General features: G+C 61.1%; 20 protein-coding genes. 9 read left to right on the top strand and 11 right to left on the bottom strand.

Going from position 1 to position 24239, the window contains the following annotated elements:
- Positions 1-15: 15 nt before the first annotated feature.
- A complete protein-coding gene (locus AB9K35_RS04035) occupies positions 16-2736 on the bottom strand; it encodes an ATP-dependent helicase (protein ID WP_369924615.1) in 2721 nt (906 codons plus the stop codon).
- A 183-nt stretch (positions 2737-2919) separates the two neighbouring features.
- Here AB9K35_RS04035 and AB9K35_RS04040 point away from each other — a divergent pair, with 183 nt between their 5' ends.
- The 4 genes from AB9K35_RS04040 (at position 2920) to AB9K35_RS04055 (ending at position 6869) form a co-directional block, all read left to right on the top strand.
- On the top strand, positions 2920-3366 hold the full coding sequence (locus AB9K35_RS04040) for a hypothetical protein (RefSeq protein ID WP_369924616.1): 447 nt from the start codon (positions 2920-2922) through the stop codon (positions 3364-3366).
- A 64-nt stretch (positions 3367-3430) separates the two neighbouring features.
- The gene (locus AB9K35_RS04045) at positions 3431-5692 is read left to right on the top strand and encodes a transglycosylase domain-containing protein (RefSeq protein WP_369924617.1); all 2262 of its coding nucleotides are present in this window, start codon (positions 3431-3433) and stop codon (positions 5690-5692) included.
- Positions 5693-5778: 86 nt separating this feature from the next.
- Complete coding sequence (locus AB9K35_RS04050; protein ID WP_369924618.1) at positions 5779-5985, top strand: cold-shock protein; 207 nt, start codon at positions 5779-5781, stop codon at positions 5983-5985.
- 161 nt (positions 5986-6146) lie between these two features.
- Positions 6147-6869 carry a hypothetical protein gene (locus AB9K35_RS04055; RefSeq protein ID WP_369924619.1) on the top strand — a complete coding sequence of 241 codons (723 nt, stop codon included), beginning with the start codon at positions 6147-6149 and terminating at the stop codon, positions 6867-6869.
- Positions 6870-6936: 67 nt separating this feature from the next.
- Here the strand turns inward: AB9K35_RS04055 and AB9K35_RS04060 are convergent, their stop codons facing one another.
- A complete protein-coding gene (locus AB9K35_RS04060; RefSeq protein ID WP_369924620.1) occupies positions 6937-7476 on the bottom strand; it encodes a hypothetical protein in 540 nt (179 codons plus the stop codon).
- Positions 7477-7727: 251 nt separating this feature from the next.
- On the opposite strand from AB9K35_RS04060, the gene AB9K35_RS04065 reads away from it, so the two are divergent.
- On the top strand, positions 7728-8324 hold the full coding sequence (locus AB9K35_RS04065; RefSeq protein WP_369924703.1) for a restriction endonuclease: 597 nt from the start codon (positions 7728-7730) through the stop codon (positions 8322-8324).
- Between the two features lie 24 nt (positions 8325-8348).
- Here AB9K35_RS04065 and AB9K35_RS04070 read toward each other — a convergent pair whose 3' ends face one another.
- From AB9K35_RS04070 to AB9K35_RS04110, 9 genes are all read right to left on the bottom strand, one after another.
- Positions 8349-8699 carry a hypothetical protein gene (locus AB9K35_RS04070; protein WP_369924621.1) on the bottom strand — a complete coding sequence of 117 codons (351 nt, stop codon included), beginning with the start codon at positions 8697-8699 and terminating at the stop codon, positions 8349-8351.
- Positions 8696-9115 carry a hypothetical protein gene (locus AB9K35_RS04075; RefSeq protein WP_369924622.1) on the bottom strand — a complete coding sequence of 140 codons (420 nt, stop codon included), beginning with the start codon at positions 9113-9115 and terminating at the stop codon, positions 8696-8698. Before AB9K35_RS04075 ends, AB9K35_RS04070 begins: the two co-directional genes overlap by 4 nt.
- Before the next feature lie 157 nt (positions 9116-9272).
- A complete protein-coding gene (locus AB9K35_RS04080; RefSeq protein ID WP_369924623.1) occupies positions 9273-10724 on the bottom strand; it encodes a hypothetical protein in 1452 nt (483 codons plus the stop codon).
- Complete coding sequence (locus tag AB9K35_RS04085; protein WP_369924624.1) at positions 10721-11743, bottom strand: hypothetical protein; 1023 nt, start codon at positions 11741-11743, stop codon at positions 10721-10723. Before AB9K35_RS04085 ends, AB9K35_RS04080 begins: the two co-directional genes overlap by 4 nt.
- A gap of 255 nt (positions 11744-11998) precedes the next feature.
- Positions 11999-15085: a hypothetical protein gene (locus tag AB9K35_RS04090; RefSeq protein WP_369924625.1), complete on the bottom strand. Its 3087-nt coding sequence runs from the start codon at positions 15083-15085 to the stop codon at positions 11999-12001.
- Positions 15086-15104: 19 nt separating this feature from the next.
- The gene (locus AB9K35_RS04095) at positions 15105-16574 is read right to left on the bottom strand and encodes a hypothetical protein (protein ID WP_369924626.1); all 1470 of its coding nucleotides are present in this window, start codon (positions 16572-16574) and stop codon (positions 15105-15107) included.
- A 10-nt stretch (positions 16575-16584) separates the two neighbouring features.
- Positions 16585-17301: an HNH endonuclease gene (locus tag AB9K35_RS04100; RefSeq protein WP_369924627.1), complete on the bottom strand. Its 717-nt coding sequence runs from the start codon at positions 17299-17301 to the stop codon at positions 16585-16587.
- A gap of 50 nt (positions 17302-17351) precedes the next feature.
- The gene (locus AB9K35_RS04105; RefSeq protein WP_369924628.1) at positions 17352-17744 is read right to left on the bottom strand and encodes a DUF6750 family protein; all 393 of its coding nucleotides are present in this window, start codon (positions 17742-17744) and stop codon (positions 17352-17354) included.
- A 62-nt stretch (positions 17745-17806) separates the two neighbouring features.
- The gene (locus tag AB9K35_RS04110; RefSeq protein WP_369924629.1) at positions 17807-18184 is read right to left on the bottom strand and encodes a hypothetical protein; all 378 of its coding nucleotides are present in this window, start codon (positions 18182-18184) and stop codon (positions 17807-17809) included.
- Between the two features lie 682 nt (positions 18185-18866).
- Here AB9K35_RS04110 and AB9K35_RS04115 point away from each other — a divergent pair.
- The 4 genes from AB9K35_RS04115 to AB9K35_RS04130 are packed head-to-tail and all read left to right on the top strand — an operon-like array spanning position 18867 to position 24229.
- The gene (locus AB9K35_RS04115; RefSeq protein WP_369924630.1) at positions 18867-19247 is read left to right on the top strand and encodes a GcrA family cell cycle regulator; all 381 of its coding nucleotides are present in this window, start codon (positions 18867-18869) and stop codon (positions 19245-19247) included.
- Positions 19247-22522: a CHC2 zinc finger domain-containing protein gene (locus tag AB9K35_RS04120; protein ID WP_369924631.1), complete on the top strand. Its 3276-nt coding sequence runs from the start codon at positions 19247-19249 to the stop codon at positions 22520-22522. Before AB9K35_RS04115 ends, AB9K35_RS04120 begins: the two co-directional genes overlap by 1 nt.
- Positions 22519-23151: a type IVB secretion system apparatus protein IcmL/DotI gene (locus AB9K35_RS04125; protein ID WP_369924632.1), complete on the top strand. Its 633-nt coding sequence runs from the start codon at positions 22519-22521 to the stop codon at positions 23149-23151. Before AB9K35_RS04120 ends, AB9K35_RS04125 begins: the two co-directional genes overlap by 4 nt.
- 28 nt (positions 23152-23179) lie before the next feature.
- Positions 23180-24229 (top strand): DotH/IcmK family type IV secretion protein, encoded by a 1050-nt coding sequence (locus AB9K35_RS04130; RefSeq protein ID WP_369924633.1) that lies wholly within the window; start codon positions 23180-23182, stop codon positions 24227-24229.
- Positions 24230-24239: the final 10 nt, after the last annotated feature.

Below are 24239 nucleotides of genomic sequence, written 5' to 3' on the forward strand. Positions count from 1 at the left end.
TGTCTCCAGTGGTCCTTACATGGAAGGTTCAAAGTCGGGGTTGTCCCGAGGGTCCTCATGGTACGGGGGCTCCCAATCGTAGTCCGGCACCATGTCCCCAAAGTCGGGCTCCCCCTGCTGCATCTGCGCGAACTCCTCTTCGCTCACCGGTGCGAAGGGGCGGTCGTCCGGATCCTCCGGAAGCGCGCGTTCGGGAGGCAGCATCTGCTCGGGCGCGAAACCCTGATCGAAAAAGCTGTCCTGAACCGCGGCGGCCGGTGCGGGCGCAGCCGGGCTGCGGGTGCCAAGAAGTCCGGCCAGCTCCTGACGGGGCGGCAGCTTCAGTGCATCATTCCCGCTTGGGGCAGCCGGGGCCTTCTGAGCTGCCGGGCGCGACACGGGCTTAACGGGGCCGACCTTGTAGACCGCGTTGTTTGCACCCTTGATGGACGTCATCTTGAATGCGTTGTTGGGGCTGAGCCGCATCTCATCGATGAAACGCGAAGGCCGGTCGGTGCGGCCCCGGATGAACGGGCAGCCATAAATTTTCCAAGAGCGCGAAATCCGGACATCGTCGATCGCACGGGTCAAGGCCACATAGGCCAGGCGGCGCTCTTCTTCGATCGCCGCATCCCCTTCTTCCAGCGCGCGCCCATGCGGGAAGATACCTTCCATCCAAAACGGCAGGCGGACTTTCGAGAATTCCAGACCTTTGGAGGCATGCACGGTCATCACCTGGATACCGGCGGCCTGCTCGCTTTGGTCCATCTCCAGCGTTGCCTCCTGCATGAAGGCTTCCAGGCTTGCATGCGGCTCGGCCTGCTCGAGGAGCAGGGCGATGTTGCCAATCCGGCGGGAGGCTTCGGACAGCTGCCCCGCCCGGTCAGCAAGATCCTCCGAGCTGATGTCCTCGCCCACCTGCTCACGCTTGGAGGAGGTTTCCCGGATCAGCGCGGTCAGGAACTCGCGCGGCGGCAGATTGTCGAAGTCGACGTCCTTCAAGCCCGCCGAGCGAAGCGCATCCCGGCGCATGTTCGGCAGATAGCCCGAGCGCTCAAGGATGGCACGGATTGCCTCGCCCGCATTGGAGGCCGCATGCGCGTCGCTGCGCATCTGGCCGACCAGGAAGCCGAACTCCTTCAGCTTCTTCACGAAGGCAGGCTTGTACCCCTCCCCGTCTTCCGGGATCTCGATCCGGTCATTCATGATCGAACGCAGTTCCTCGATGAACGACATGTTCTTTTTTCGCGCATTCGCGTTTACGCGCCCGGTCGATGTCGGGCCAAGCCCGCGCGCAGGCTTGTTGATGATGCGGCGCAGGAATACCTCGGCATCCGGGTTCGTGATGAAGCCCGCGAAGGCCATCGCATCCCGGACCTCTGCCGTTTTGCGAATATCGGACGCCTTGCCCTCTGTGACCGGCAGGCCGGCGGCCCGCAGCTCCTTGGCAACCGCCTTGGCCAGATCCCGGGTCCGGGTCAGGATGGCGAATTGGGAGGGGTCTTCGCCGGAGGCGATATGGTTCTGCGCCTCGGCTGCCAGGCGGCGGATTTCATCCTCCGGGCGCTGATGCTCTTCAACGTATACCGGGGCGCGCGGGCGGGTTTCATCGGCCGCCTTGATCACCTTGTCATAGCGTCCGGCATTGTTGCGCACCAGCGTGTTGGCCACATCCAGGATGGCGGGCTGGCAGCGATACGACTGGCGCATGAACTTCACATCGAGACCCGGGTAGCGGTCGGTCAGGAGCCGCATGATCGAGGGATCTGATCCCCGGAATGCGTAGATGGACTGATCATCGTCCCCCACGAATGCCACCGTCGGCCGCGGGAACTGGCGGATGCGGAAGCCGTTCACTTCATGCATGCCGTCTCCGGCATTGGCAAACGCATTCTCGTCTGCGCCTTCCGGCATTACCATCTCGCGGCCGCCATCGGTCAGGGCATCAAGCCAGGCGACCTGCGCGCGGTTGGTGTCCTGGACCTCATCCACCATGAAGTGGCGGAACGTCGAGCGCCAGGAGTTGCGCACCTCTTCGTTTTCCTGGAACAGTTTGGTCACCCGGTTCATCAGATCCGAGAAGTCGACCGCGTTCTGTTCATCGAGCGCGGATTGATAGGCGGTATAGACGCGCGGGAAGTCCTGGGTGTGGAATGTGCCGAGGATCTTCTCCCAGGTGGCGAGGTTCTTGGGCAGAACCGGGCTGTCGAGCTTCGACATATGGATATCGAAGACCTTCTTGGACAAAAGGTCTGCCGACAGAAGCCGCGCCTTCGCTGTCTCGAGATCCCGGAAGAACTCATCGACATCGAAGCTGTCCAGGTCCAGCTGCTCAGCGACCTCCTTGGCAAGGCCCGCGGCATCGGATTCATCGAAGATCGAGAAGTTGCGGCCCAGACCCGCCTTTGCCGCCTCGACACGCAGAATGCGCAGCGACAATCCATGGAAGGTGCCGATCCAGGGCTCTCCTGTGATCCGCGGGTTCATCGCCTGCAGGGCGCCGATGATCGGCTTGATACGCTCACGCATCTCCTTTGCGGCCTTGTTGGTGAAGGTCACCATCATGATCGAGTTCGGGTCAGCCCCGAGGCCGCCCATCGACTGCGGCATCATCAGGTGGATGAACCGCCCGATGAGAGTCCTGGTCTTCCCGGAACCTGCGCAGGCGATGATCATGACCGGATCATCGGTCTTCAGCGCCGCGGCGCTCTGCTCGTCAGAAAGGGACCGCAGATATTCTATGGCGTCGTTGGACATGCCCTACTCCAGCTCGTTTGCCTGATTCTACAGGGGATTTGCGAAAATCGCTCAAGGTTTTCCCCATATTCCCGACAAGACCAAGCCCAAAATGCGAAAAACAAAAGTGCGGCACGACCCCATTGGGGATAGATTCAAGGAATACAGAGGGTCCAGCCCCGAAGATTGATAAAGGAGATCCCGATGAGCACTCGTGGCGAAGCGGAGAAGCTGCGCTCGGTCAATGTGAAGATGACCGACGCGATGAGCGATGAGCTCACAAGGAAGAACCCGAACCGCAGCAAGCTGGTGCGGGTCATTCTGGCCGCCATCCTGAAGGCTCACGCCGAGGGGCAGCACGATGCCTTCGAGGCCGCGGTGGTTGCCGCGCAGCGCAGCTCGGCGCGCGTGCAGAAGCTGACCGGCACGACCGGCATCGCTTGGCGTAAGGTCATCGTCTGGATCCCGGAACGCATGCATCAGGAGATCGTGGCGGAGATGCGCAGCCTGAATCTACGCCCGGCCGACTTTATCCGCGGCGCCATCATCGGCTTCACCGGCGTTGACCCGACCGAGGGCATCATCGGCGACGGCCGCGAGCTGTGGACCAGCGCTGTGGTGGACGAAGGCCGCGAAACCAAGGAAGGCTGAGCAAAATATGCCTGCAGGTCTCTATTCCCTGACAAATCTCGCTGTTGCTGTGGCGGGGACCCTGATGACAAGCCCGATGGGTTCCTTGTCTCTTCCGGGCCGGATGCCGGTTGATGTGACACCTGAGGCCCAGCCCGGGTATGTCATCCGCATCCATTCAGGGAAGGATGAGCCGATTGGCCAGGTGATCACATCCCGTCCGGTGCCGGTCGAGATGGGCAAGCTTCCCGCAGACTTCCTGAATGCGGTGATTGCGGCTGAAGACGAACGCTTCCTCGAGCATACCGGTGTTGATCCGGCCGGCATCGCCGCCGCCGCGCTCGATACGCTTGGCGGCAATCTCCGCGGCGGGTCGACGATCAGCCAGCAGATGGTGAAGAACACCCTTGTTGGGAATGAGAGAAGCTTAGGGCGCAAGCTGACCGAGGCCATGTCGGCGGTGCGGGCCCATCAAAAGTTCAGCCACCAGGAGATCCTGCGTCGCTATTTGCAGAGCGCCTGGTACGGGCGCGGGCTGACGGGCGTTATGCGGGCCCCCGAAGTCTGGTTCGGCAAGAGCTGGGACGAGATCTCGCTGGCAGAAAGCGCGACCCTCGCCGCAATGCTGAAGGGCCCATCGCTTTTTGACCCCTGGAAAAATCCGGATATTACCCGCGAGCGGCGCAATGCGATCCTGAAGGTGATGTCGCGCCACAGCTGGATCGATGAGGACGCCCTGGCTGCCGCTCTGGATGAACCGGTCCGGGCAATAGCGCCCGACTTGCCTGGCGAGGCCAGCCAGTGGGAGCAGCGCGCGGCAAAGCTGGATCTGGAAGATCGCGAATTTGTCCCGGACTACGGGATTGCCCTGAGCACCATCGACAGGGATTGGCAGGACCTGGCTGAAGAGGCGCTTGCGGACACGGTCCGGGAAGTTTCACCGGTGATTGCGCCCAGGAGGATCTCTGAGCAGCGTGTCTCGGAGTTGCGCGCTGCGGGGGATGGCATTCGTTTGCCTGCCGATCTGCGCTCTGCCCTTCCCGCAGGCTCCCCGTATCGCAGCGCCCTCCTCATTGAGGAAAGCGAGCAAGGCTGGGACCTCTTTGTGGAAGGTGAGGGTCTGCAGCAGGGTGTGGTCCTCATGGATCCGCACCCGGAATACGCGCCGGCACCGGGCGACCTGGTTCCGGTTGCGCAGCTCGATCACATCGGCGGCAAACCGGCCTATGATATCCGGCTCCCAACCCGGGTTGAGGGCGCCATCGTTATCCTGGACCCCCGCACCGGCCGCCTTCTTGCAACGGTTGGCGGCGTGGATGCCGGGCTGAGCGAGTTCGACCGGACACGCGCGCAGCGCCAGCCCGGATCCGTCATCAAGCCATTCCTCTATCTTGCGGCGCTGCAGTCGGGCTTCAGCCCGGAAAGCCCCGTTGAGGACATCGAACACACCTGGCATTCGGCTTCGGGCGTGGCCTGGCGCCCGCGGAATTATGACCACAGCCAGTCCGGGCTTATCCCGATGTACAGCGGCCTTGAGCGCAGCTCCAATCTTGCGGCAGCCTTTCTTATCAACCGGATCGGTGTTGAGGCGATGGCGCGCCAGGCGGAAGCGGCCGGGGTTTACCCGGAGGGCGGCATGCACCGCCACATCTCGGCCGCGCTTGGCACCTCGGAGACCACGCTGCGCGATCTCGCGGCCGGCTACGCTGCAATCGTCAATGACGGAATGCCGCGCAAGCCGCATGCGGTTTCCCGGATCACTGACGGAACCGGAGTGGCTTTCCATCAAGATTTCCGCCGTCCCGGACCCGTGGCCAGCCGGCGCTCCATCGAAGACCTGCTGGGCATGATGCGCGGCGTCACCCGGCGCGGCACCGCCTCGCGGGCCTTCGGCAAGCACCCGGTGACGATCGCAGGAAAGACCGGGACAACGCAGAATTGGCGGGATGCCTGGTTCATGGGGGTCACGCCGCATCTGGTGATCGGTGTCTGGCTCGGACGGGATGACAACAAGCCGCTTCCCAACCGCATGACGGGCGGAAGCGCTGCAGCTCCGATTGCCGCCGATATTCTGAAGACCGCCCTCGAACGCGGCCTGATCCGGGAAGATGGCTTGCGGGATGATGCGGTCAGCGCGTCGATCACCTGGCCGCCGGAGCTTCACGAACAGGGAGCCTCAACATCTCCGGGCAACACCCGCCAGGTGATCGCCGCGGCGAGCGCACTCCCGCTTTCCCCGGCAGGCGCCGAGGACGGAATATCCGGATTTTGGGGCGGACTGGAAACCCGCGAGGCCGCGCCCATCCCGGAAAACCGGAACGGCGATCTCCTGAACCTCTTGCGCTAAACGAAGAGCTTTGAATTCGGGGGCTTGCCGCCCTGCGGGGAAATGGGGCAGGCTCGTCCGGAAACCGGATAACCTCAGGAGAAGACATGGCAACCGGCACCGTAAAATGGTTCAACGACACCAAAGGGTATGGCTTCATCCAGCCGGATGAGGGCGGCAGCGACGTCTTCGTCCATATCAGCGCGCTGCAGCGCTCTGGCATTCAAAGCCTTCCGGATGGCCAGAAGGTCTCCTACGAGCTGGAAACCGGCCGGAATGGCAAGGTCTCGGCGGTGGATCTGTCCCTCGCCTGATCCCGCGGCACCGCTCTGACAGATAAAGACGGAGCCTGGCAGAATACTCTACCAGGCTCTTTTCGTTTTCACGATTTTCTACGACCCTTCTCGCAATGTGAAAAAGGGTCCGCCATGCTCATCAAATCCTATCACGCGTTTCTTGAAGATGGGGTGAAGCCATGAGCCGCCGCCCTTTCTACTCCACCTGCGTAAAATGGCCGGAAGGCCTGATGGCAGCGAAGGATTGGCTCGATGACCACGGCGAGGAGATCGGGCGAGAAGATTTTCTACGCCGAGTAGACAGCGGCGTGATGCGGCAGATCGAGCGCGGCCTCGGATATGGCAAACACCTGAGAATGGTGGATGACTATCATGTCAGGTATTTCCTGGAACCACGCAGCGGGATCCCTTTCTTCGTTCATTCTGCCACTGAATATGTCTTTGCAGAGGAGCGAGAGATCGAGGTGCTGGACCGGCAGGCACTTGATGCGGAACTCGCGAGAGACGATGGAATCCTTGTGATCGACCGGATCGGCCGCATGGCTGGCAAGCCACCGAAAGACCCCGAATTTGAAGGCGATCTCCAGGATGAAGCGGTCGAGCGGCTGATATGCCACCAGGGCGCGATTATCATCGTGGCAGATACTGAAGACGCGAACCTTCCGGTATATGTATCTCTCACCATCGAGCGCGCGCTGCAGCATGCCGGCCAGGAACGTACCGCTCGAATTTGGTTGGGCTTGCGGCCACAAGATGGCGCGCAGACCTCTTGGGAAGAGGTCATCGAAACGGAATCCGCTCTCGCGTCCAAGGTCAGCGAGATCTCTGTAAGCCGCGGATTTTACGGTGAATTGGAGTTCGTTTCCTCACTCGCTGAAACGGAACCCCAACCGGCATTTTGATCGCCTCTATCCGCCTTCTTCCGGCCATCCTGCCCGGACACAAGCAGAGCGGCCGGCCTGAAGCGCCTCAGAATTTCAAGAACCGGCGGACTTCGCTCTCGTCGACATAGCCGTCAGCGGCGTGGATGGCCTTGTTGCCATTGCTGTCGCGGACGATGCGCATGGCGCCATCATGGATCAGCGGCGCAAGCAGCAAGGGCAGCTCGTCTTCCCGGCAGCCTGAGATCAAGGCGAGATGCTCCAGCGGCATTGCAGGGCGCACCGCCCCGCCTTCCGCGCGCAGGTAGAACCCCGGATCCTCGATGCGGGCCGCCTTGGCACGCGCCAGGCGCGCGTGGGTGTTGACGATGGCCAGCAGCCCCAGAAGCTCCGTGAAGCTCACACCGGACGCGTCCCGACGCATCATTTTCACACGGCCGCCCTGAAGCGCTCCGCACAGGCTGACCGTATGCTGCAGCCTGCTGGTGTAGACGTCGCCAAGCTTGACCGAAAGGATGCGAAGCAGGCGCGAAAACTCTGCTTCGTTCCCATCAATCTGAAAGGCAGTCATCCAGGCGCCGGTGCTCGGTGACATGTCCCGACCGATGCTTTCAGTTCCTGTGTTCATCTGCACTTTCCGTTTTTTCCGGGAATCCAACCATATGTGATTATTGGATTCTATATCTTGCCTATTTGTTTTTCAAACATTTTCCTCCCGCTCTTGTGCATTTATGCAACGGGCAAAGGGCCAGCCCCGCTTGATCGGCCACCGGGATTGTGGATTTCTTGTGCAAATGTCTATCTGTTTTTCGCATAGCCGCTTAGTCTGGGCGCAACCCGGATCCGCGGATCCGAACCCCGGACACTCTAGGTTTGAATGTGATCTCCCGCGCCATCAGAGCTCTCGTGAATACGGCCGCCTGGCTGGCAGTCTGCGCATTGGCCGGACTTCTCATGTGGCGCCTGGCCGAAGCCTGGGCTCCGGAACTCCTTCCCCACCCGGATATGCTTCCGATCATCTTGGGGGCGGCCTGCGCGGTCATACTGCTTGTGCGCATCTGCAGACACCTACCAGGACTTGGCGGCAGCAGGCCGCGCTTCAATCCTGCCCGGCCGCCCAGAAATGGCCACCTGTTCGAGCACTGGGTCGCGGAGAACCTCCGGCGGCACGGATGGCGCGCCAGCGTGACGCGCGCCAGCGGCGACCAGGGCCTGGACATCATTGCGCGCCGCGGCGGGCTGACCCTTGGCATACAGTGCAAGCGCTATAGCGGTGCTGTCGGCAACAGGGCCGTCCAGGAGGCCTATGCGGGTCAGGCGCATTACCGCGTCATGGCAGCTGCCGTTCTGACGACCGGGCACTACACAAAGAGCGCCCGGGACCTATCACGCAGCACCGGCGTGCATCTGCTGTCGGTGAAGGACATCCCATCCATGCACAAGACAATCCGCAAACGCACGGTCCGGGCGGCATGAGGCCAGTCGGGGCAGCTCTAAGGCCTATTCGCTGACCGATCCGGGGAGAAGCTGGGCAGTCAGCTTCTTGCAGAACCCTTCAAGGAACATGTTGCCCTCGGGTTCGGCCTCAAGGTCATAGAGCTCCTGCTTCATCTCAGCGAGTTCCAGCTCGGAGAGCTCGGCCTCCGTCTCCTCTGCGACAGCTTCAAAGTTTGAAAAGGCCGCCTCGAACAGATCGTGCTGGCCGTAGGTGGCCCGGCAGTTCGCAGCGATCGCCACCTGTAGTGCGGCAGCCTTGAACTCCTCATTCCCCTCGGCGGCGGCCTGCGAGGCGGCGGCCTGCGAGGCAGCTACTGCGAGGACGATGGCCAAGACCGGCTTGCGCATTTTCATTCGCCCGCCTTGAATACTTCGCCGTCCGCATAGACGAGACCGCGGACGCAGGTCGACACCACGACATCCTCCGGCGCCACGTCGGCAAGGCGGGTGTTTGTATAAAGCCCCTCCTGCTTCACAGATCCGCCGGCTGCGATCTTCTGGTCGGGCTCAATTGCAATGCGGATGATGTCCCGGCCGAGCACGTCCTGGAACAGAATGCTGCCATCAATCATCCGGATGTCACGACCGCTCTCATTGCTGAGCTGGACGTTGAGTTCCAGACCATTGGAGTAGGCAACCTGGGTGACGGACGCGTCATACTCCTGAACGGAGAGGAAATCGCTGCGGCCACCACCACACTTGCTTTGCGCGCTGGCGGCGGCGCCGGAGATGGATGCCAGAAAAACTGCTGCTGCTAAACTTAGACGCATAATACGGGTCCCGGAATCTACTAATGGGCTATGCCCTTGTTTGGCACCGAACTGCCCGCCGTGCAATCTATAGAAAAGGCGCCAGCCTCCATCTCCCGAAAGCTGGCGCCCAAGATGCGCAGTTCCCCTTTATGCCCTTCCAGGAAAGGCCGGTCTGTTAATGGGTCTCGATGCTGAGCAGAGAGCCAAGCCCTCCGGGGTTCATCATCGCGCCCATCATCACCTCAACGAGACCCACCGGCTCGATCGGGTTCATGGTTACACCGCCACGGCCGTTGCGGGCGATCCCGTTGATCCACTCCATGACCGGTTCGGAGATCTCCGACGGCGCCATGGCGGCCAATCCCGCCAGGCCGGCCGCATGCGCCGAAACGGGTTTTCCGGTGCCGCGCTCGATCAACTGCCAAATCCCACGGTCTTCAATCGAGAATTCCAGCCCCTCTATCTGAAGGTAAGGCAGAATGATCGCTGCCGGATGGCCGCCGGTCATGGCCATTGCGGTGCCCCCGCCCGCCCCTGCCGTGATGACCATTTCCAGGTCGAGATGCGCATCCTGCATCCCTTCCAGATCCGTGTCCGCCACCAGGCGAATGCGATCGGCCTTTGAGGAGAGCGACATCGCCGCCGCTCCGGTGACAACCTCGCTGCCGTTGGAGCCGATGCGGTCGCGCTGAGAATTGCTGAGCATCTCGCCCAGCGGGATCCGCAGCCCGGAAGCCGTGTAATGGAAGCCGAAGTTCCCGTCGGCAAGCAGCTGCACGATATTCGGAACCACCTCCTGCGGGTCAGTTTCCGCAAGCGCCTGCAGTCCCGCCGTGATGCCCTCATCGATCGAAAAGCCGTAAGACACGTTTTCTGCCAGAAGCAGCTCATCGCCATCAGGCCCATAGGCAACCGCGCCAGCCATGGATGCATCCAGGAAAACCGGCTGGCCGGATCCGGGCAGGATATTCGCCCGCCCTTCGGCACGGGTCACGCGCCCGATGGAGCCATCAGCGGCCACTGCCACCCCCTCATGCGCCGACAGCCTCGACACCATGAAGCATGGCGCATCAGTCAGGCCGTTGAAGGACATGCTGAGACGCTTAATGCGAATGACTTCCGGCCCGTTTGACGAGGCGCCTGCAGCAACCGCATTCATGACATCTTCAGGCGCACGCAAAACCAGATCGGCAAACTCCGCGTCCCCCAGATCCATCTGATCCGGGCCTGCAGCGCCGAACGGTGTGCAGCTGTCCTCCAGCATCAGGGTTTCCAGGAGTACGGCAGATTCAAAGCTGCCGTCCTGGAAGCTCAAGATGCCCTTGCCGTCATGCTTTGATTTGACGGTTCCCCGGATGACATTCACCTGGCCGCCCGGGCTAACAACGACACGATCGGCTTCAAGGATCATGCTGTCGCCGCGCAGGCTGAACCCGGAAAATTGAATGCCGGTTGCCGTGCCTGAGGCGATCACTGCGGCCGCGACATGGCTGTCAGCGCTTTGTACAGCGCTGCCGCGGGCAAAATCATCCGGCGTCAGGCCGAACAATCCCCGCTCGTCTTTCGCGGCCGCGAAGGAGGGCAGCATGAGAGCGATGGCCGCCGCTCCGAAAATTCCGTATTTCACTCTTTTTCCTCTTCGGTTTTCGCAGAAACATAGGTGCCAGACCAAATTCCGTGCGCTTTGTTTTTCGCATTGTCCTCGGAACGCAGGTAGGGGCTGATGCCGGTACCATTGTGCTCGACCATCAGGATCCCCGACGACACGCCGATTTCCGCCAGGTCCCGGCGGGACCCGTTGCGCAGCTCCAGGTCGCACCAGCCGTAGACCTCGCCATCCGCACCGGCCGCACGGTCCGTCAGATGGCATTTCAGCTCACGGCCATCGACGATCGTCTCCATGCCGCGCACAGCCCAGCCGGCGCAGTTGTAAGAACTGCCGTCAGATGTCTGGCAGGCATCCTCCTCAGACGGCGCGCGGACACCATCCAGCCGGATCAGCTGCCCATCTACATCCAGAAGATCTGCTGACCGGAATGTGACCGACCCCTCCGCCAGACCGCCCGCCCCGGCTTCGACCGGCGCATCCAGAGACCGGACCTGTTCGGGAGCCAAACCGGCGGGCACGTATCCGATTTCCCCGGCCGCGCGCCGGAAGTAAGCCTCATCCGGCTCCTGCAAGTCGCTTTCTTCGGCCATCCTGGCCCGGTGGAGCGTGGACCACGCCAGGCGCAGCTCTGGAGAGGCGCCATCTTCCCCGAGAACATATCCGGCCGCGCCCGCGCGTTCCTTCGTGCCCCCGATCTCCTCGGATAGGGTGACAGCCTTTTCCGGAGCCGGCTTGGCCCGCGGGATCTCAACCACGACCTTCTCCTGCGGAAGCACATAGGCCGCAGCAAGCGTGGCGCCGATCTTCTGAAGCTCGGCTTCGCCGGACGGCCCGTCTGGAACGGAGATGGCGTTGAGGACCGGCAGATCAGGCACGTCCGGGACCTCTTCGGGTGCCGCATAGCCCGCCACGTCGACCTGGCGGCCTTGGATACCGGCCCAGTGTGAGACCTCATGCCAGGCGGCCATCGCCAGCTCGGGCACCCGCGGCTCGGCCGCCAGCCGCACCCGCTCATGGTCCATCCACGTATGAGCCATGAAAAGTCCGCTGACCAACAAGGAAGATGAGGCCAGCAGCGTTGGAAAATCGAACCGCTTAAAGGCTGTATAGTTTTTCGCGTTCATTGAGGGACGTCCAATCCAGAAAGGTTTTGCGAAAAAGTATCACCTTCCTTGGCGCAGCTCAACGGAAAGATGCGGCGCGCGAAACGCTGCCCATGCCCAAGCCCCGCCCCCGGACGGCAAAGCGCGCGGACGGGCCGCGCGCTTTGAGTGGTCGAGTGAGAAGGCCGCTTATCCGGCAGACTTTTGCATGATGAAGGACTGCTCCTTCAGCTCCCGAACGAGGTCGCTGATCACATTCGTCTGCCCTGTCTTCAAACCGCGCTCGCCCATTTCCTCGATCCGGGCCATGCGGGTCTTGATCTCCGCTTCTGCGGTGCCGCCCGGGAACCGGGCTGCCAGGACCTGGCGTGTCGCCTTCGGACCGATCTGCTTGTAAAGCTCCGAGCGGAGCGCAACATCATCCGAGGTGGTTGAGAAGGCCCAAAGCTCGGCCGGGCCGAGGGTCAGCAGCAGCTCCTGGCGCACCTGACCCTTGCCCTTGATCTTGAAAAGCACCCAGACCGGGGCGCCGCGCGAGGACGGGCCATTGAGGTTGTGCCGGAGGATGGCTTTTTCATTCTCGGTCAGCCGGTACATCTCATCGAGATAGCTGACCGAGTTCTCCGAGCCCGCATTGCAGACGACGAGCGCGGTCGCAACTTCAACGATCGCTTTCGGGAAATCTTCGATCAGCTGCGATGCGACCTTGATGTCCACCTTGAATTTCCGGCCTTCGCGGGCATCCTGGAGGAGCTGATCGTTCACCGCGTCGATCGATCCGCAACGATGGTATTCATCCATGCAGAGGATCTTCGGAGTGTTCTTCATCTGTGTGGCGCGCTTGACGTGGTAGTCCATGTACATGTCGGGGACATCCCCGCGCTTGACCATCCCTTCGATCTCTTCCGGATCGATGAAGAAGTCGCGGGTCATGACCTGACGTGCCAGCATGTACATGATGGCCGTTTGCCGCTTGGCGGCATCGCCGGAACCCCGCGCCGTGACATCCATCAGGTCCATAGAGACAACCCGCGCCGAACCGATCGAGTAGCGGGTGCAGCCTGCGAGGATCGGATAATCACGGGCGACCTCCGAGATGACGCGCTGGAACGCATTCAGCACCGGCTGCCCGGTCGCGGCATCCACTGCATCCCCGTAGATCGAACGCACCTGATCCTGCTGGGATGCGGTGACGAGATCCGGAAGGGTCGGCACGGCCTGGCGCTGTGCGATCTCCAGCTCCGCCATCCGCCCATGCTCCATCAGAAAGTCCACGACTTCCCACCAGATGGTTTCCGGCATGGCCTCAAAGCCCAGCTCATCAAGCGCCTTGTCGACCGCGGGCTGATCATCGCGCAGATAGCGGCGCGGCGACCGGTGGTCCATCATCATGTCATAGGCCATGTCGATGGTGGCCGAAATCAGACCGCGCATGGGGCCGGAGGGCGGATTTGCACCGTCAGACATCAGAAGGGACATGAAGTTGATCTGGAAGATCCGTTCCCCGGACATCGGCTTGCGCATGCCGGGCTGCGTGTCGAAGATATTGATCGCATAGCTGGAGTCGTTCTTCAGCTTCTGGAACAGAACCTCATGGCGGCGATCCGCCGGCAGCGCCTCCTGAAGAAGCGAAATCAGCCCCGCAGAGGAGGGCCCGATATCAATGATGGAGATCCGCGGCAGCTGCGGCGTGTCCCCGACGGCCGCATTGGGGGCAATGGCCGAAGCGAAGTTGACCGCGTTCATCAGCACGGATTTACCCGAGCCGGGTGTGCCAACGATCAGGCTGACCCATGTCGTCTGGAGTGAGGATCCGGGCTGGTAGGCCCAGGGCTTTCCGGAACCGGTCCGGAACATCACCGCCCCGCTCTCCCACGGAGATGCCTGGCGGCTCAAGGGCATCATCGACAGCACATCCCGCATCGGCCCGGCCGCAACCGGAGCAGTTGACGACTGGGTGACACCCGGCATGGTCGACATGACGGTGGCCATCGGGTCGCCGGAGATGCCGTCGACACCACAGTTCCCCCAGCGCTTCACAGCACCAGTGACAATCTGGGAGTTCCGACGCAGAACATCCGGCTTGCCCGGAGGCGCCCAGGTCGAGAAAGACATCCGGAACCGGACGATGTTGTCCTCTTTGCCGTCGATCTCGCTGTTCAGCAGCAGCGCCTCGCGGATCCTGCGATTGTGGTTGCCGCCCGCCCAGGCAAAGATGGAGAGATACATCATCTTCAGGGTTTGAGCCTGAACCCCGCCGGACTCGATGCGCATCGATGCGCGCCACGGGATATCCATGCCCTTTGCGGTAATGTCGGCAACCAGAGAATTGAAGTCCGGCAGCACCTCCGGGGCGACCGTCATGTCGAACCCGTTGAAGACCATGTTCCCGATCCGGACCGACCGGTTGCTTTCGATGTAGCTGTCTTCTGTGGCCAGCTGCAGGTCGAAAGTCGGCACGGCGAGGTTCCCGAATTCCACCGCGTTCATCTGCGCGGGCGTTTCCGGAAGCATGGTCAGGGCGCGCTTGCCCGGGTTCACCGATGGCGTGGCTGCGCCTTCTTTCGACCAGGCGGGCAGGATCGGATGCCATTCATCCTTGGTCGGATAGGTGTCCGGATAGATGCCAGCGCGGATCTCCTGAAGCGCCTCGTGAACCCTCAGGACCCTGGACATCTGCCCCGCCTTGATCAATGTGCTGTTCAGGGCCTCAACCAGTGCGAGGTGACGGGCGTGCGCCGACAGCATTGCCTTGGAGGGAAGCTGACCACCTTCCATCACCGGCAGCTTGGCCATCCGCTCGCCGAGATTTTTCACATCCTCTTTCAGCTCCTCGCGGTCAAGTACCGCCGGGCGGGTTGTGACCGTGATCAGGCAGACTTCGCTGACCATTTTGGTCGAGAGGTTCGAGATCCGCTCCTGCAGCACGTCGTCGAGGTCGAGGCCGAGCCCATGCGCGCCGCGCTTGGTCCGGTTCACGATCCGCTCGATGTACTGCCGGGCGGCGTTGGCATCGCGCATGAAGTTGACTTCAATGGCATGGCCGGGTTTGGCGAAATACGACGCCAGCATGACGCGCAGCCGCTCCACCATCAAGGCGATCTCAGCCTCGCCTGGAGTTTCCAGGGCGCCCGCCACGTTGATCAGCGAGATCAGAGAGCCGTCTTTCAAGACCATGGTTGTATCATCTTCCATGGTTTCCAGGCGGATCTGGTCCATCATGGACTCCTGAAGCACACCGCCAATCAGCTTCGTGAATACGTCGAAAACGCCCATTCTCATTCCTTTTTCGCACTCATGCGGATGTCAGGATCCGGAACTGCCGGGCCCGTTCATCCGCTGGGAGATCCATGATCCCGTCAAGGGACCATAGTGCATTACGCTGGCGGCGGTGAACAACAGCAGACAGCAGGTAATCCACATCATTCCCGCCGAACAGGCTCGGTTCTGCCGGAATTGGAACCCCCATCTGCCTCAGAAGCTCCACGCTTTCCAGTGGCAGGATCAGTCCGCATTCCCAGGCCGCATCGACAACCAGCATCAGCAGCTCGATGTCCAGCGGACAGCGTACCGTGATGTTGCCGTAGTGGGCTGAGACAAGAGACGCCCCGACCTCTGCCAGCGCTTCGATAGCAGGCATCATGGCGGCCCGGTCCCGGGCGGCGATCCAGACGGCTTCCGCGGTCTGGCCGGGAGATTCCTTGCGGGCCGCCCTCAACGCCGAAGCAAGGATGTTTTCGGCCGCCAGGCCGACAGACCATGAGGCGCGCGCGGCATCGGCTCCGCCCGCGGCGGCCTCGAGACTGCGCAGCAGCTGGCCGGTTGCGGAGGGGCACCATTTGCTGCCCGCGACAACGCCCTCTACGGAAACCTTGTAATGACGCGCGAGAAGCTTGATCTCTTCATCGATAAACCTGGTGCGGTGGGTGTCTCCCATTGAAGTGTTCAGCCCATTGGCGAACACCTGCACATGCTCCGGAACGTAGCCCTCACCCGGCTGGCAGACAGCCTTGTAAATGGCCGGCCGGCCGGTCTGGCGCATATTCTCCAGAAAGTCCTCAACGCTCTGGTGATCCTTGCGATTGGCGATCTGCCAGATCGAGGAGGCCGGAACATCCTCTTCCGTGATGCGGCGCGCGTAGGTGAGGCGCGGGAAGTGGAACGCCAGGTTGATGTGGTCATCAGGCGGCTCTTTACGGCCCCCGATGTACATCCCGGCCTGGTAGGTTCTGGTGAAATGCTCGATCACACGCTTCTCAGATGACCCGGTGCGGGCAACCGCGGGCGCATTCACCGTGGCTATCGCGGTGGCAAGGGAGGCGGCGCGCTCCATCTGGCTTTGGAATTCATGCGGGGACTTGTAGCGCAGGTCGCCCATGTTATCGCGCAGCGCTTCCTGGGACAGGCGGTAGACCCGATGCGCGATTGTGGCGATGACCGGCAGCGACTGATCGGGGCGTTTCCCGCTGAGGCCGAAGGCTGTTCGGATCTGGTCAATCGAGAGCTTCAGCCAGCTATCTGACCGCATCGTCATGCCGCGCAGTTCCTTGCTGATCGCGCGGACCTGATCGTAGCCCATGTCAGCCACCCAAAGCCCTGGCTCAAGGCGCTGCGGCACACCCTCGCCCGCAGCGGTGAATCCGGTTCCGGTCCGTTGCGCCTGCCAGCTGCCATCTTCGCCGAAAAAGATTACCCCAACATTGGAGAAGGGATCCTCACTACCGGTACGGTCCTCTTGTTCAATATCCTGAAATTCAATGCCCATGGCGCGCTCCTCAAGCCGCCGCCACGGCCTCTGCCGCGGCCCGGATTTTCTCGAAATCGGGCGCGCAGTCCTGACGTATCGCTTGCGCAGCCTCATCTGCAATGACCTGGAACCCTCCGAGGCTCCACGTCGATAGCCGCGACCCTTTTTTGAGCCCCTCATACCCTTCCGTGAGTTCTGCAGGCCAGAACCGCAGGGACTGGTCGATGCGCAGAAGGGTTTCGGCCGCCTCCTTCTCCCCGATCAGCGCAGGCATCCCAAGGGCGGCCTCGAAAAGGGATTCCGCATCCTTGCACCCAAGCAGTTCACGAAGACGCTGACGACGGGCTTCGATGTCCGAAATCACTGCGGAAACATCGACAGGCGCATCATCCGGCGCATTACGCCATGCAAGCGCCACCCAGGCCAGGCGGTGAAGATCCTCCTGGCTCATGTCGGGTGCAAAGATCGGGATAATCCGCTTGCGGGCCCCGGCCCAGAGCGGGTGCTTGAGGTTGTGGCAAAACTGGCAGATGCAAGCCATGTCGGATGCCGGCGACTCACGGTGCCCTTTCAGGTGGTCGATTTCCATCATTCCGGGAACCCTGACACCGCAGATATGGCATCGTTCCTGGTCCCGCTTCATGACCTCACCGCATTCCTGCGCCTGCGGCACGAGAAGAGCGGCATGATCAACGACCCTAAGGTTCATCGTCACAAGCGACGATTTCAGCATATCGGAAAGCATCGTTCCCCCAAGTGCATCTGACAGAGCCGCTGGCTCCCGGCACGCATTTTTCAGTCAATCCGGATGAAGCCCGTTGTCCCGTTTGTCACATCAGCGCTGGCGCCGAATATGGTTGCCACGCCGGAGGACAGGAGAGACGGCAGAGCAACGAGGCACGCCCCGCACAGGATCAGCACGAAACCCGTCGAAATTGAGCTGGATGGATCATTCGGGCTTTTCGAATGCGCGTAGAATTTCAGAAATCCGCCGATCACCAGGCTTACACCGAGCAAGAACGCTCCGACGGTAATGAACCTGGTCCCTTCGGCAGCCTGACCGGTCATGCCGTTGGCAATTTGGCCCAGATCCCGGGCTTGCGCCGCAGCGGCCCCGGCTGACACCAGCGTGGCGGCCAATGCCTGAAAGGCGCGGGCCGGCGTGCGGATCAAGAATTTTGCCTTCATAGCTCTGCCCCCGAAGTGCCTAAGCGCCAAATATTTTTGGCGCTTAGTTTTTCGCATTTCGCTTAGTTCAGCGAGGTGAAGCCGCTGGTACCATCGGTTTTGTCTGCGCCGCTGCCGAACACGGTCGAGATACCCGAGCCCAAGACTGCAGGCAGCGCGACCAGGCCGGCGCCGACAAAAATCAGGATGAAGGCGGTCGACATCTTGTTCGACGGATCGTTGGGGTTCTTGGTGTTGGCATAGAACTTCAGGAAGCCCGCGATGCCGATCGCAGCGCCCGCCAGGAAGGAGATAACGGTTACCAGGGACACGGCTTCCGTGGCCTGCCCGCGGAGACCGCTCATGATGGTACCGGCATCCTGAGCCATGGCGGGAGCCGCAATCAGGGCTGCCGCAGTTGCCGCCGCAGCGAGGGCGGCACGTTTCTTCCAGGTTTTCATGTTCAATCCTCTCATAAACCTGCACGGCAGCGATCCGCATTCCCGGGCCGCCGCAATCTTCTGCATGTAGAGAATATGCGAAAAACTGAGAAATTCCCTAGTGCGCATTCGTATCCCGGCCAACGCAGATGTGGAAAACTCTGGCGGCCGGGCCGGAACTTCCCTTTCGTAACGCCTGGCCACCTATTGCCGGTTACACGCAACCATCTGTTTTCATTTGTTTTTTCTATCATGTATCGCTGTAACGGCGGTAACGGCAGGATTGTATGTAGAGGGGAGAGACTCTCCGTGAGTCCGGAAATATCCCTCTCTCTTCTTCTATATATATATCTATTACTATCTACCTGATACATAGATAGATAAATAGAAATAAAGGTGTAAAATCAATGACTTACTGGCGGATCTTCATCCGTAACGGACTGTAACGCTGTTACCTCATTGTTTTTATTGTCTTTTTTGGGATTTTTCATATCCATGCAGGAGCCGACCGACGCTCCGGCCTGGCGGATCCGGCCTCTCCGGGTTCCGGATAATATCTATTTTTTGTTTGTTTTCAGTGACGTAACAGTGATGAGGGGTGATCCGAGCATGTCGCGAAAACTTCCCCTCTTGCTTTTTCGCATATCAGGACTGATACTTGCCCCGACACACAGAACAGCGAGATTGCAAAATGGGGGAAGTGATGGCCGCATCCGGCTTCGGGCATGCGTCCGGCAAGGCTCCGGTTCGAAAGACCGGTCCCTGGCAGGATGAGGATGTTCAGCTCCTGATCCGTCTTTGGAAAGATGGTCACTCGAATTCCGAAATCGCAGAAAAACTGGGCCGCCAGGAGAACGCTGTAGCGATCAAGGCTTCACGCTTGCGGCTGCCGCCCAAGTCGGTTGCCGGCGAACGCATGTCTGCTGAGAATGCGAAAAATGGTAATGCGAAATTGCGGCCCTGTCTCACATGCGGGAAGACCTTTTTCTCGGAAGGCTTCGGTCACCGGATCTGCGATTCCTGCAAATCCACTTCAGCCTGGTCCTCCGGTGATTACGCCGTGTCCTTCGGAGGGAGTTTCTGATGGCCGCATATGCGAAAAAGAATGATGCGGCCAAAATGTCCCGCGAGGATATCATCCGGGCGTTCTCGGATCTAAAGGACGAGGTCAAGAGCCGCTATCGCATCGATCATGCGATCGCGGACCTGACGGGTGCCCAGCTGCGCCAGACCGGGCGCACCTTTGAGGCCCTCTGCCCGTTCCATGTCGAAAAGACCCCCTCATTCAAGGTCGATCCAAGCCGCGGCAACTACCGCTGCTGGGGGTGCGGGGAAAAGGGCGACGTTCTAACTCTGATCATGACCACCCAGAACCTGGACTTCCAGCCCGCCATCATTTTTGCGGCCGACAAGCTTGGTATTCCGGTCCCCGACCAGATCCGCAGCCTGGTGGAAGGCCGAAAGCCGGCCGGCCCCAAGAAGAAGCTCGTCCGTTACGAGAGCTCCAAAGTGCGCCCGGCGCCCGGAAATCTGGCGGATGCCGGGATTATCCCTGTCCCTGCCGATGTCAGGCGTCCCGCGGCGAAGCGTGACTTCCAGCTCTGGAATAACCGCGGCACATACGGAGACCGGGACCCGGCCGTTAAGCGGTATTTCCCGCAGATGGTTCATGAGTACCGCAATGCGGATGGGGATCTTCTCATGTGCATTCTGCGTGTCATGGGCCGTGACAAGAAATTCTTTATCCCTGCCCGCCTGATGGTTCCTACCGAGGATTGCCCGGAGCGCCTTCTGGAGAATGCCACGCACGACGGCAAGCGGCTTGCCTGGGTCTCGATCGGACCGAAGGTTGGCAGCGCAAGGCCGGTCTATGGCATGGAAGATGTGCGCGGCTGGAACGCTGCGGGCGGCAAAAACGTCCTCATCGTTGAGGGCGAGAAGACCCGCGATGCGGCTGCCCGCATGCTGCGTCAGGCCGACCCCGAAGGCAAATGGCTGGTGCTCACTCCGATGGGCGGGTCGAAATCGGCGATCTATGCTGATTGGGGACCCTTCTTCGATATCGTGGGTGACCGGAAGATCAACATCATCCAGTGGCCCGATGCGGATAAGCCGCTGCAGCGCCCGGATGGCACGGTCGAAGACCGTCTCAAGCAGGCCGTTGACCAGATGCAGTCCGTGATAGCGCAGCGCGCCCTGGACCGCGGCGTTCTGGACAATATCGTCCTCGGCCAGGTCAGGCCTCCCAAGGATGTTAAGTCCGGATGGGACGTCGCCGACGCTGAGGAAGAAGGCTGGGCACCGCACGAGCTAATCAATTTTATCAAAAAGAACTCCATGAGGACGAATATGGCCAACCTCGAGCTGCGCAAGACAGAGACCCCGAAGGACATGGACGCATCCGGCCTGGAGGAGCCGGAAATGGCTGCCCCTTTTGAGCTTGCCGGGGAACCGGCAGCTCAGGACGACGATATTGATTGGCTGGAAATGATTGATGAGACGCTGGATGATGGGGCTGACGGCACCGATACGGCGCCCATGCTCGACGCTCCGGAAATCGAAGACGTTGCGAGCGAGGACCTGATCTCCCCGGATGAGGTGGACCAGCATCAGGAGATCGAGGAAGAGAACGCGGGGAACCCCGCTTTCAACAGGCATTTCCGCTGCCTGGGCTACCTGGACACCGTCAACGTCTTCATGTCGCTGACCTCGGGCCAGGTGTTTGAGCTGGCCCCCAAGCAGATGAACTCAACTTCGTTGCTGCACCTGGCTCCCCTTGACTGGTGGGAGGAAAACTTCCCCAAGCTGAACCGCAACGGCCAGCCTGCAGGTCCGGACTGGCAGCGCGCGGTGGATTTCCTGATTCAGGCCACCTACAGTGCCGGTGTTTGGGATCCGAGACTGCGCTGCAGCCAGGGCGCGCGCCTTGACGGAGGAACAGTGGTATTCCACACCGGCTCACAGCTCTACGTCGATGGCGAAGGCAGTAAGCCGATTCACGAATTCACTGGTCAATACGTCTACACCGTCGGCCCCCGCACGCGGATGCCGGATGTCGTGACCCCGTTCACGGCCGAAAGCCCCGAAATTCGCCAGCTTCTCGATATCATCTGCAAACTGGACTGGCATCACGACCGCCGGGAGCTGTCGATCATGGCACTGATGGGCTGGATCGCAATTGCTCCAATCTGCGGCATGCTGCCGTGGCGGTCGCACATCTGGCTCGACGGTCCGCGCGGGTCCGGTAAATCCTGGGTTACCCGGAATATCGTCGGCAAGGTGCTGGGTGACTTTGTGGTGAGCGTGGTTTCCAACTCTTCCGAGTCCGGCATCCGGAACTTCCTGGTGAACCGCTCCGTTCCCGTCATCTTCGATGAGGCGGAGGGCGAAGATATGAAAGACAGGAAGCGGATGGACGACATCATCAAGATGATCCGCTACTCGTCGTTTGAGGATGACTCTGTTGTTGCGCAGGGCGTCTCGGGCGGCGGGTCTGCACGGGGCTACAAGGTGGCGTCCACATTCATGCTGACGTCGATTGTTCCGGGCCTCGAGAAAGCCGCAGACCAATCGCGCTTTGCCCGCCTCAAACTGTCCTCCGGGCGCAAGCACGACGGCTTCAAAAATGACATCGAAATCCCTGCTCTGGATCTGATCACCAAGGAATTCTCTGATCGGTGGATCGGCCGTATTCTGACCCGCGCCAAAGACTACATGGCGACTTACCGCCATATGGTCCATGCTCTGAGCTGCCTGGGTCTTGAGCGCCGCCTCGCAGACGTTTTCGGCAGCTTTGCGACCGGGTGCTGGCTGATGATGCGCGAAGGGACACCGGAAAACGAGCAGGAGGCTGTCTCCTTCATTGCAACCGAGTTCAACGTGATCGAGCAGCTGACCGACTTCAGTGACGTGGTCTCCGAAGACAAGGACCACACCCGCCTCTTCGCCGCGCTCCAGTCACATGAGGTGCGCCTGGATGGTCAGAACAATGCCGGCGCGCGCTCTGAGCTGATGGGCACCATTCTGGAGAGCGCATGCGGCTATGAAGGCAATGATGACGTGATGCTGAACGGTGATGAGGCGCGCAAGGTCCTTCTGCGCTACGGCATCCGGCCCGGCGTCGGCGATAAGCCCGCCCAGGATGGCGAGGTGGCCACCACCGTGCTTATCCACAAAAACTCGCAAGCGATCCGGGGCATCCTGGAGAAGACCCCTTACGCGCACTCCTACCAAGATGTTATGCATCAGGCAGACGATGTGAAAATGGGAAAAACTGTTCGTTTTGGCAGCGGCATGCCGCCATCCCGTTCCATCATCGTCCCGCTGAAGCATTTCTCGATTGGGGTCGACAACGGATGAGCATGAAAAACAGGTTCGGGGGCACTGAAACGGCCCTCGCACGCCATGAGACCTATCAGACCGGTTTCAAACGGATGGCGATTGCGGCCATTGTTGCATCCTCTGCGGCCGTAACCGCGACCGGTGCGGCCTGGTGGGCCTTCACCCAGAAGCCGGAGCCGCGCTACTTCATTGCCCGCGAGGATGGCGGCATTATCCCCCTGACGCCGGTCACCCAGCCCTACCTGAACGACGGGCAGGTCACCAACTTCGCCGTCGAGGCGATCACCCGGTCCCTGACCTTCAACTTCGTGAACTGGCGCCAGGATCTGGCGGAGGCATCGGAGTATTTCGAACGCCCCAATGGCTGGAACAACTTCCTGCAGGCCATCGAGGGTTCCGGGATGCTGGACTTCGTCCGCAACCGGCGCCTGATCTCCAGCGTTGTCGCCAATGGCGCCGTGATCGTCAAATCCGGGCCGGATGCGACCGGCCGCTTCAGCTGGGTCGTGCAGGTCCCGATCACCATCACCTATCAATCGTCCTCCGAACAGAGCACGGAAGACCGGATGGCCGAAGTTCAGATCAGCCGTCTGCCCACCTGGCAAACGTCGCGTGGCGTCGGGATCACCCGCGTCCTCGTCAAGTGATCCGGTTTTGCGAAAAAGGAAGTACCAGATGACCAAAACCAAACTTGCCGCTGGCGCCGCAGCCATCGCCCTGCTGTCCTGCACCGGGATGGCTCTTGCACAACAGAATCCGTCCTCCGCGGGCACTTCCCCCGCCGCGGAAATGGGCGGCCAGGCCGACGGCAGCTCCGGGATTTTCTCGGGCTATGTGCCGTCGGCCGCACCCCGGGGCATGGCCACCGGCGGCAGCGCTGTGCCAGCCGCACCCACGGATGCAAACGGCAATCCGCTGCCAAAGCTGAACGATGGCAATCAGCTCAACGCGGACAAGATCGATGGCTTCAACCAGGCCATCGAAAACAACTTTCCCATGACGCCCGAAATGGTTCGTAAGTTCCGCGATATCTATGAAGCCAACCAGCGTGCGCTTCTGGAACGTGAAGAGCCGGATGCGCGGGTCGATGCAGGCTTTATCAGCCTCGAGCCGGGCGAAACGCCTCCGGTTCTGACCCTGGCGCCCAGCATCGCCTCGGTGATCGGGTTTTACGATGTCACCGGTCAGCCCTGGCCGATCACGCAGTACGTCGTGGGCTCCGGTCAGGATTTCGAGGTCATTCAGCTCGGCGAGCAGGCCAACAACCTGGCGATGACCCCGCTGACGAAAGTCGGGTTCACCAACCTGGTCGTGATGCTCAAAGGGCAGGCCAAGCCGGTTGTGATGCGCGTCGGCATTTCCAATGAGACCGCTCATTTCCGCCATGACATCCAGATCATGAGCCAGGGGCCCAATGCCAAGATCAACACGGCCGTTGCGTCTGACAGCGTGACCGAGGCGGGCTCTGAGCTGCTGCTGTCCTTTCTCGCCGGCGTCGATATTCCCGCGCAGGCAAAGCCGGTGGCAATCCAGGGCGTCGATGCCCGCGGATGGCTGATGGGCGAGAAGGTCTACCTGCGCTCGAAGCACCCGCTGATGTGGCCCGCTCACACCAATGCCATGTCCGGCCCGGACGGCATCCGCGTGTATGAAATCCCGCGCAGCTTTACGGCGCTCTTTTCCGTCGCTGGCCAGATGGTCCGTGCCGACGTTGTCCTGCCCTGAGGAGCCAGCA

This window comes from Leisingera sp. XS_AS12, from assembly GCF_041224635.1.
Lineage (GTDB): Bacteria > Pseudomonadota > Alphaproteobacteria > Rhodobacterales > Rhodobacteraceae > Leisingera.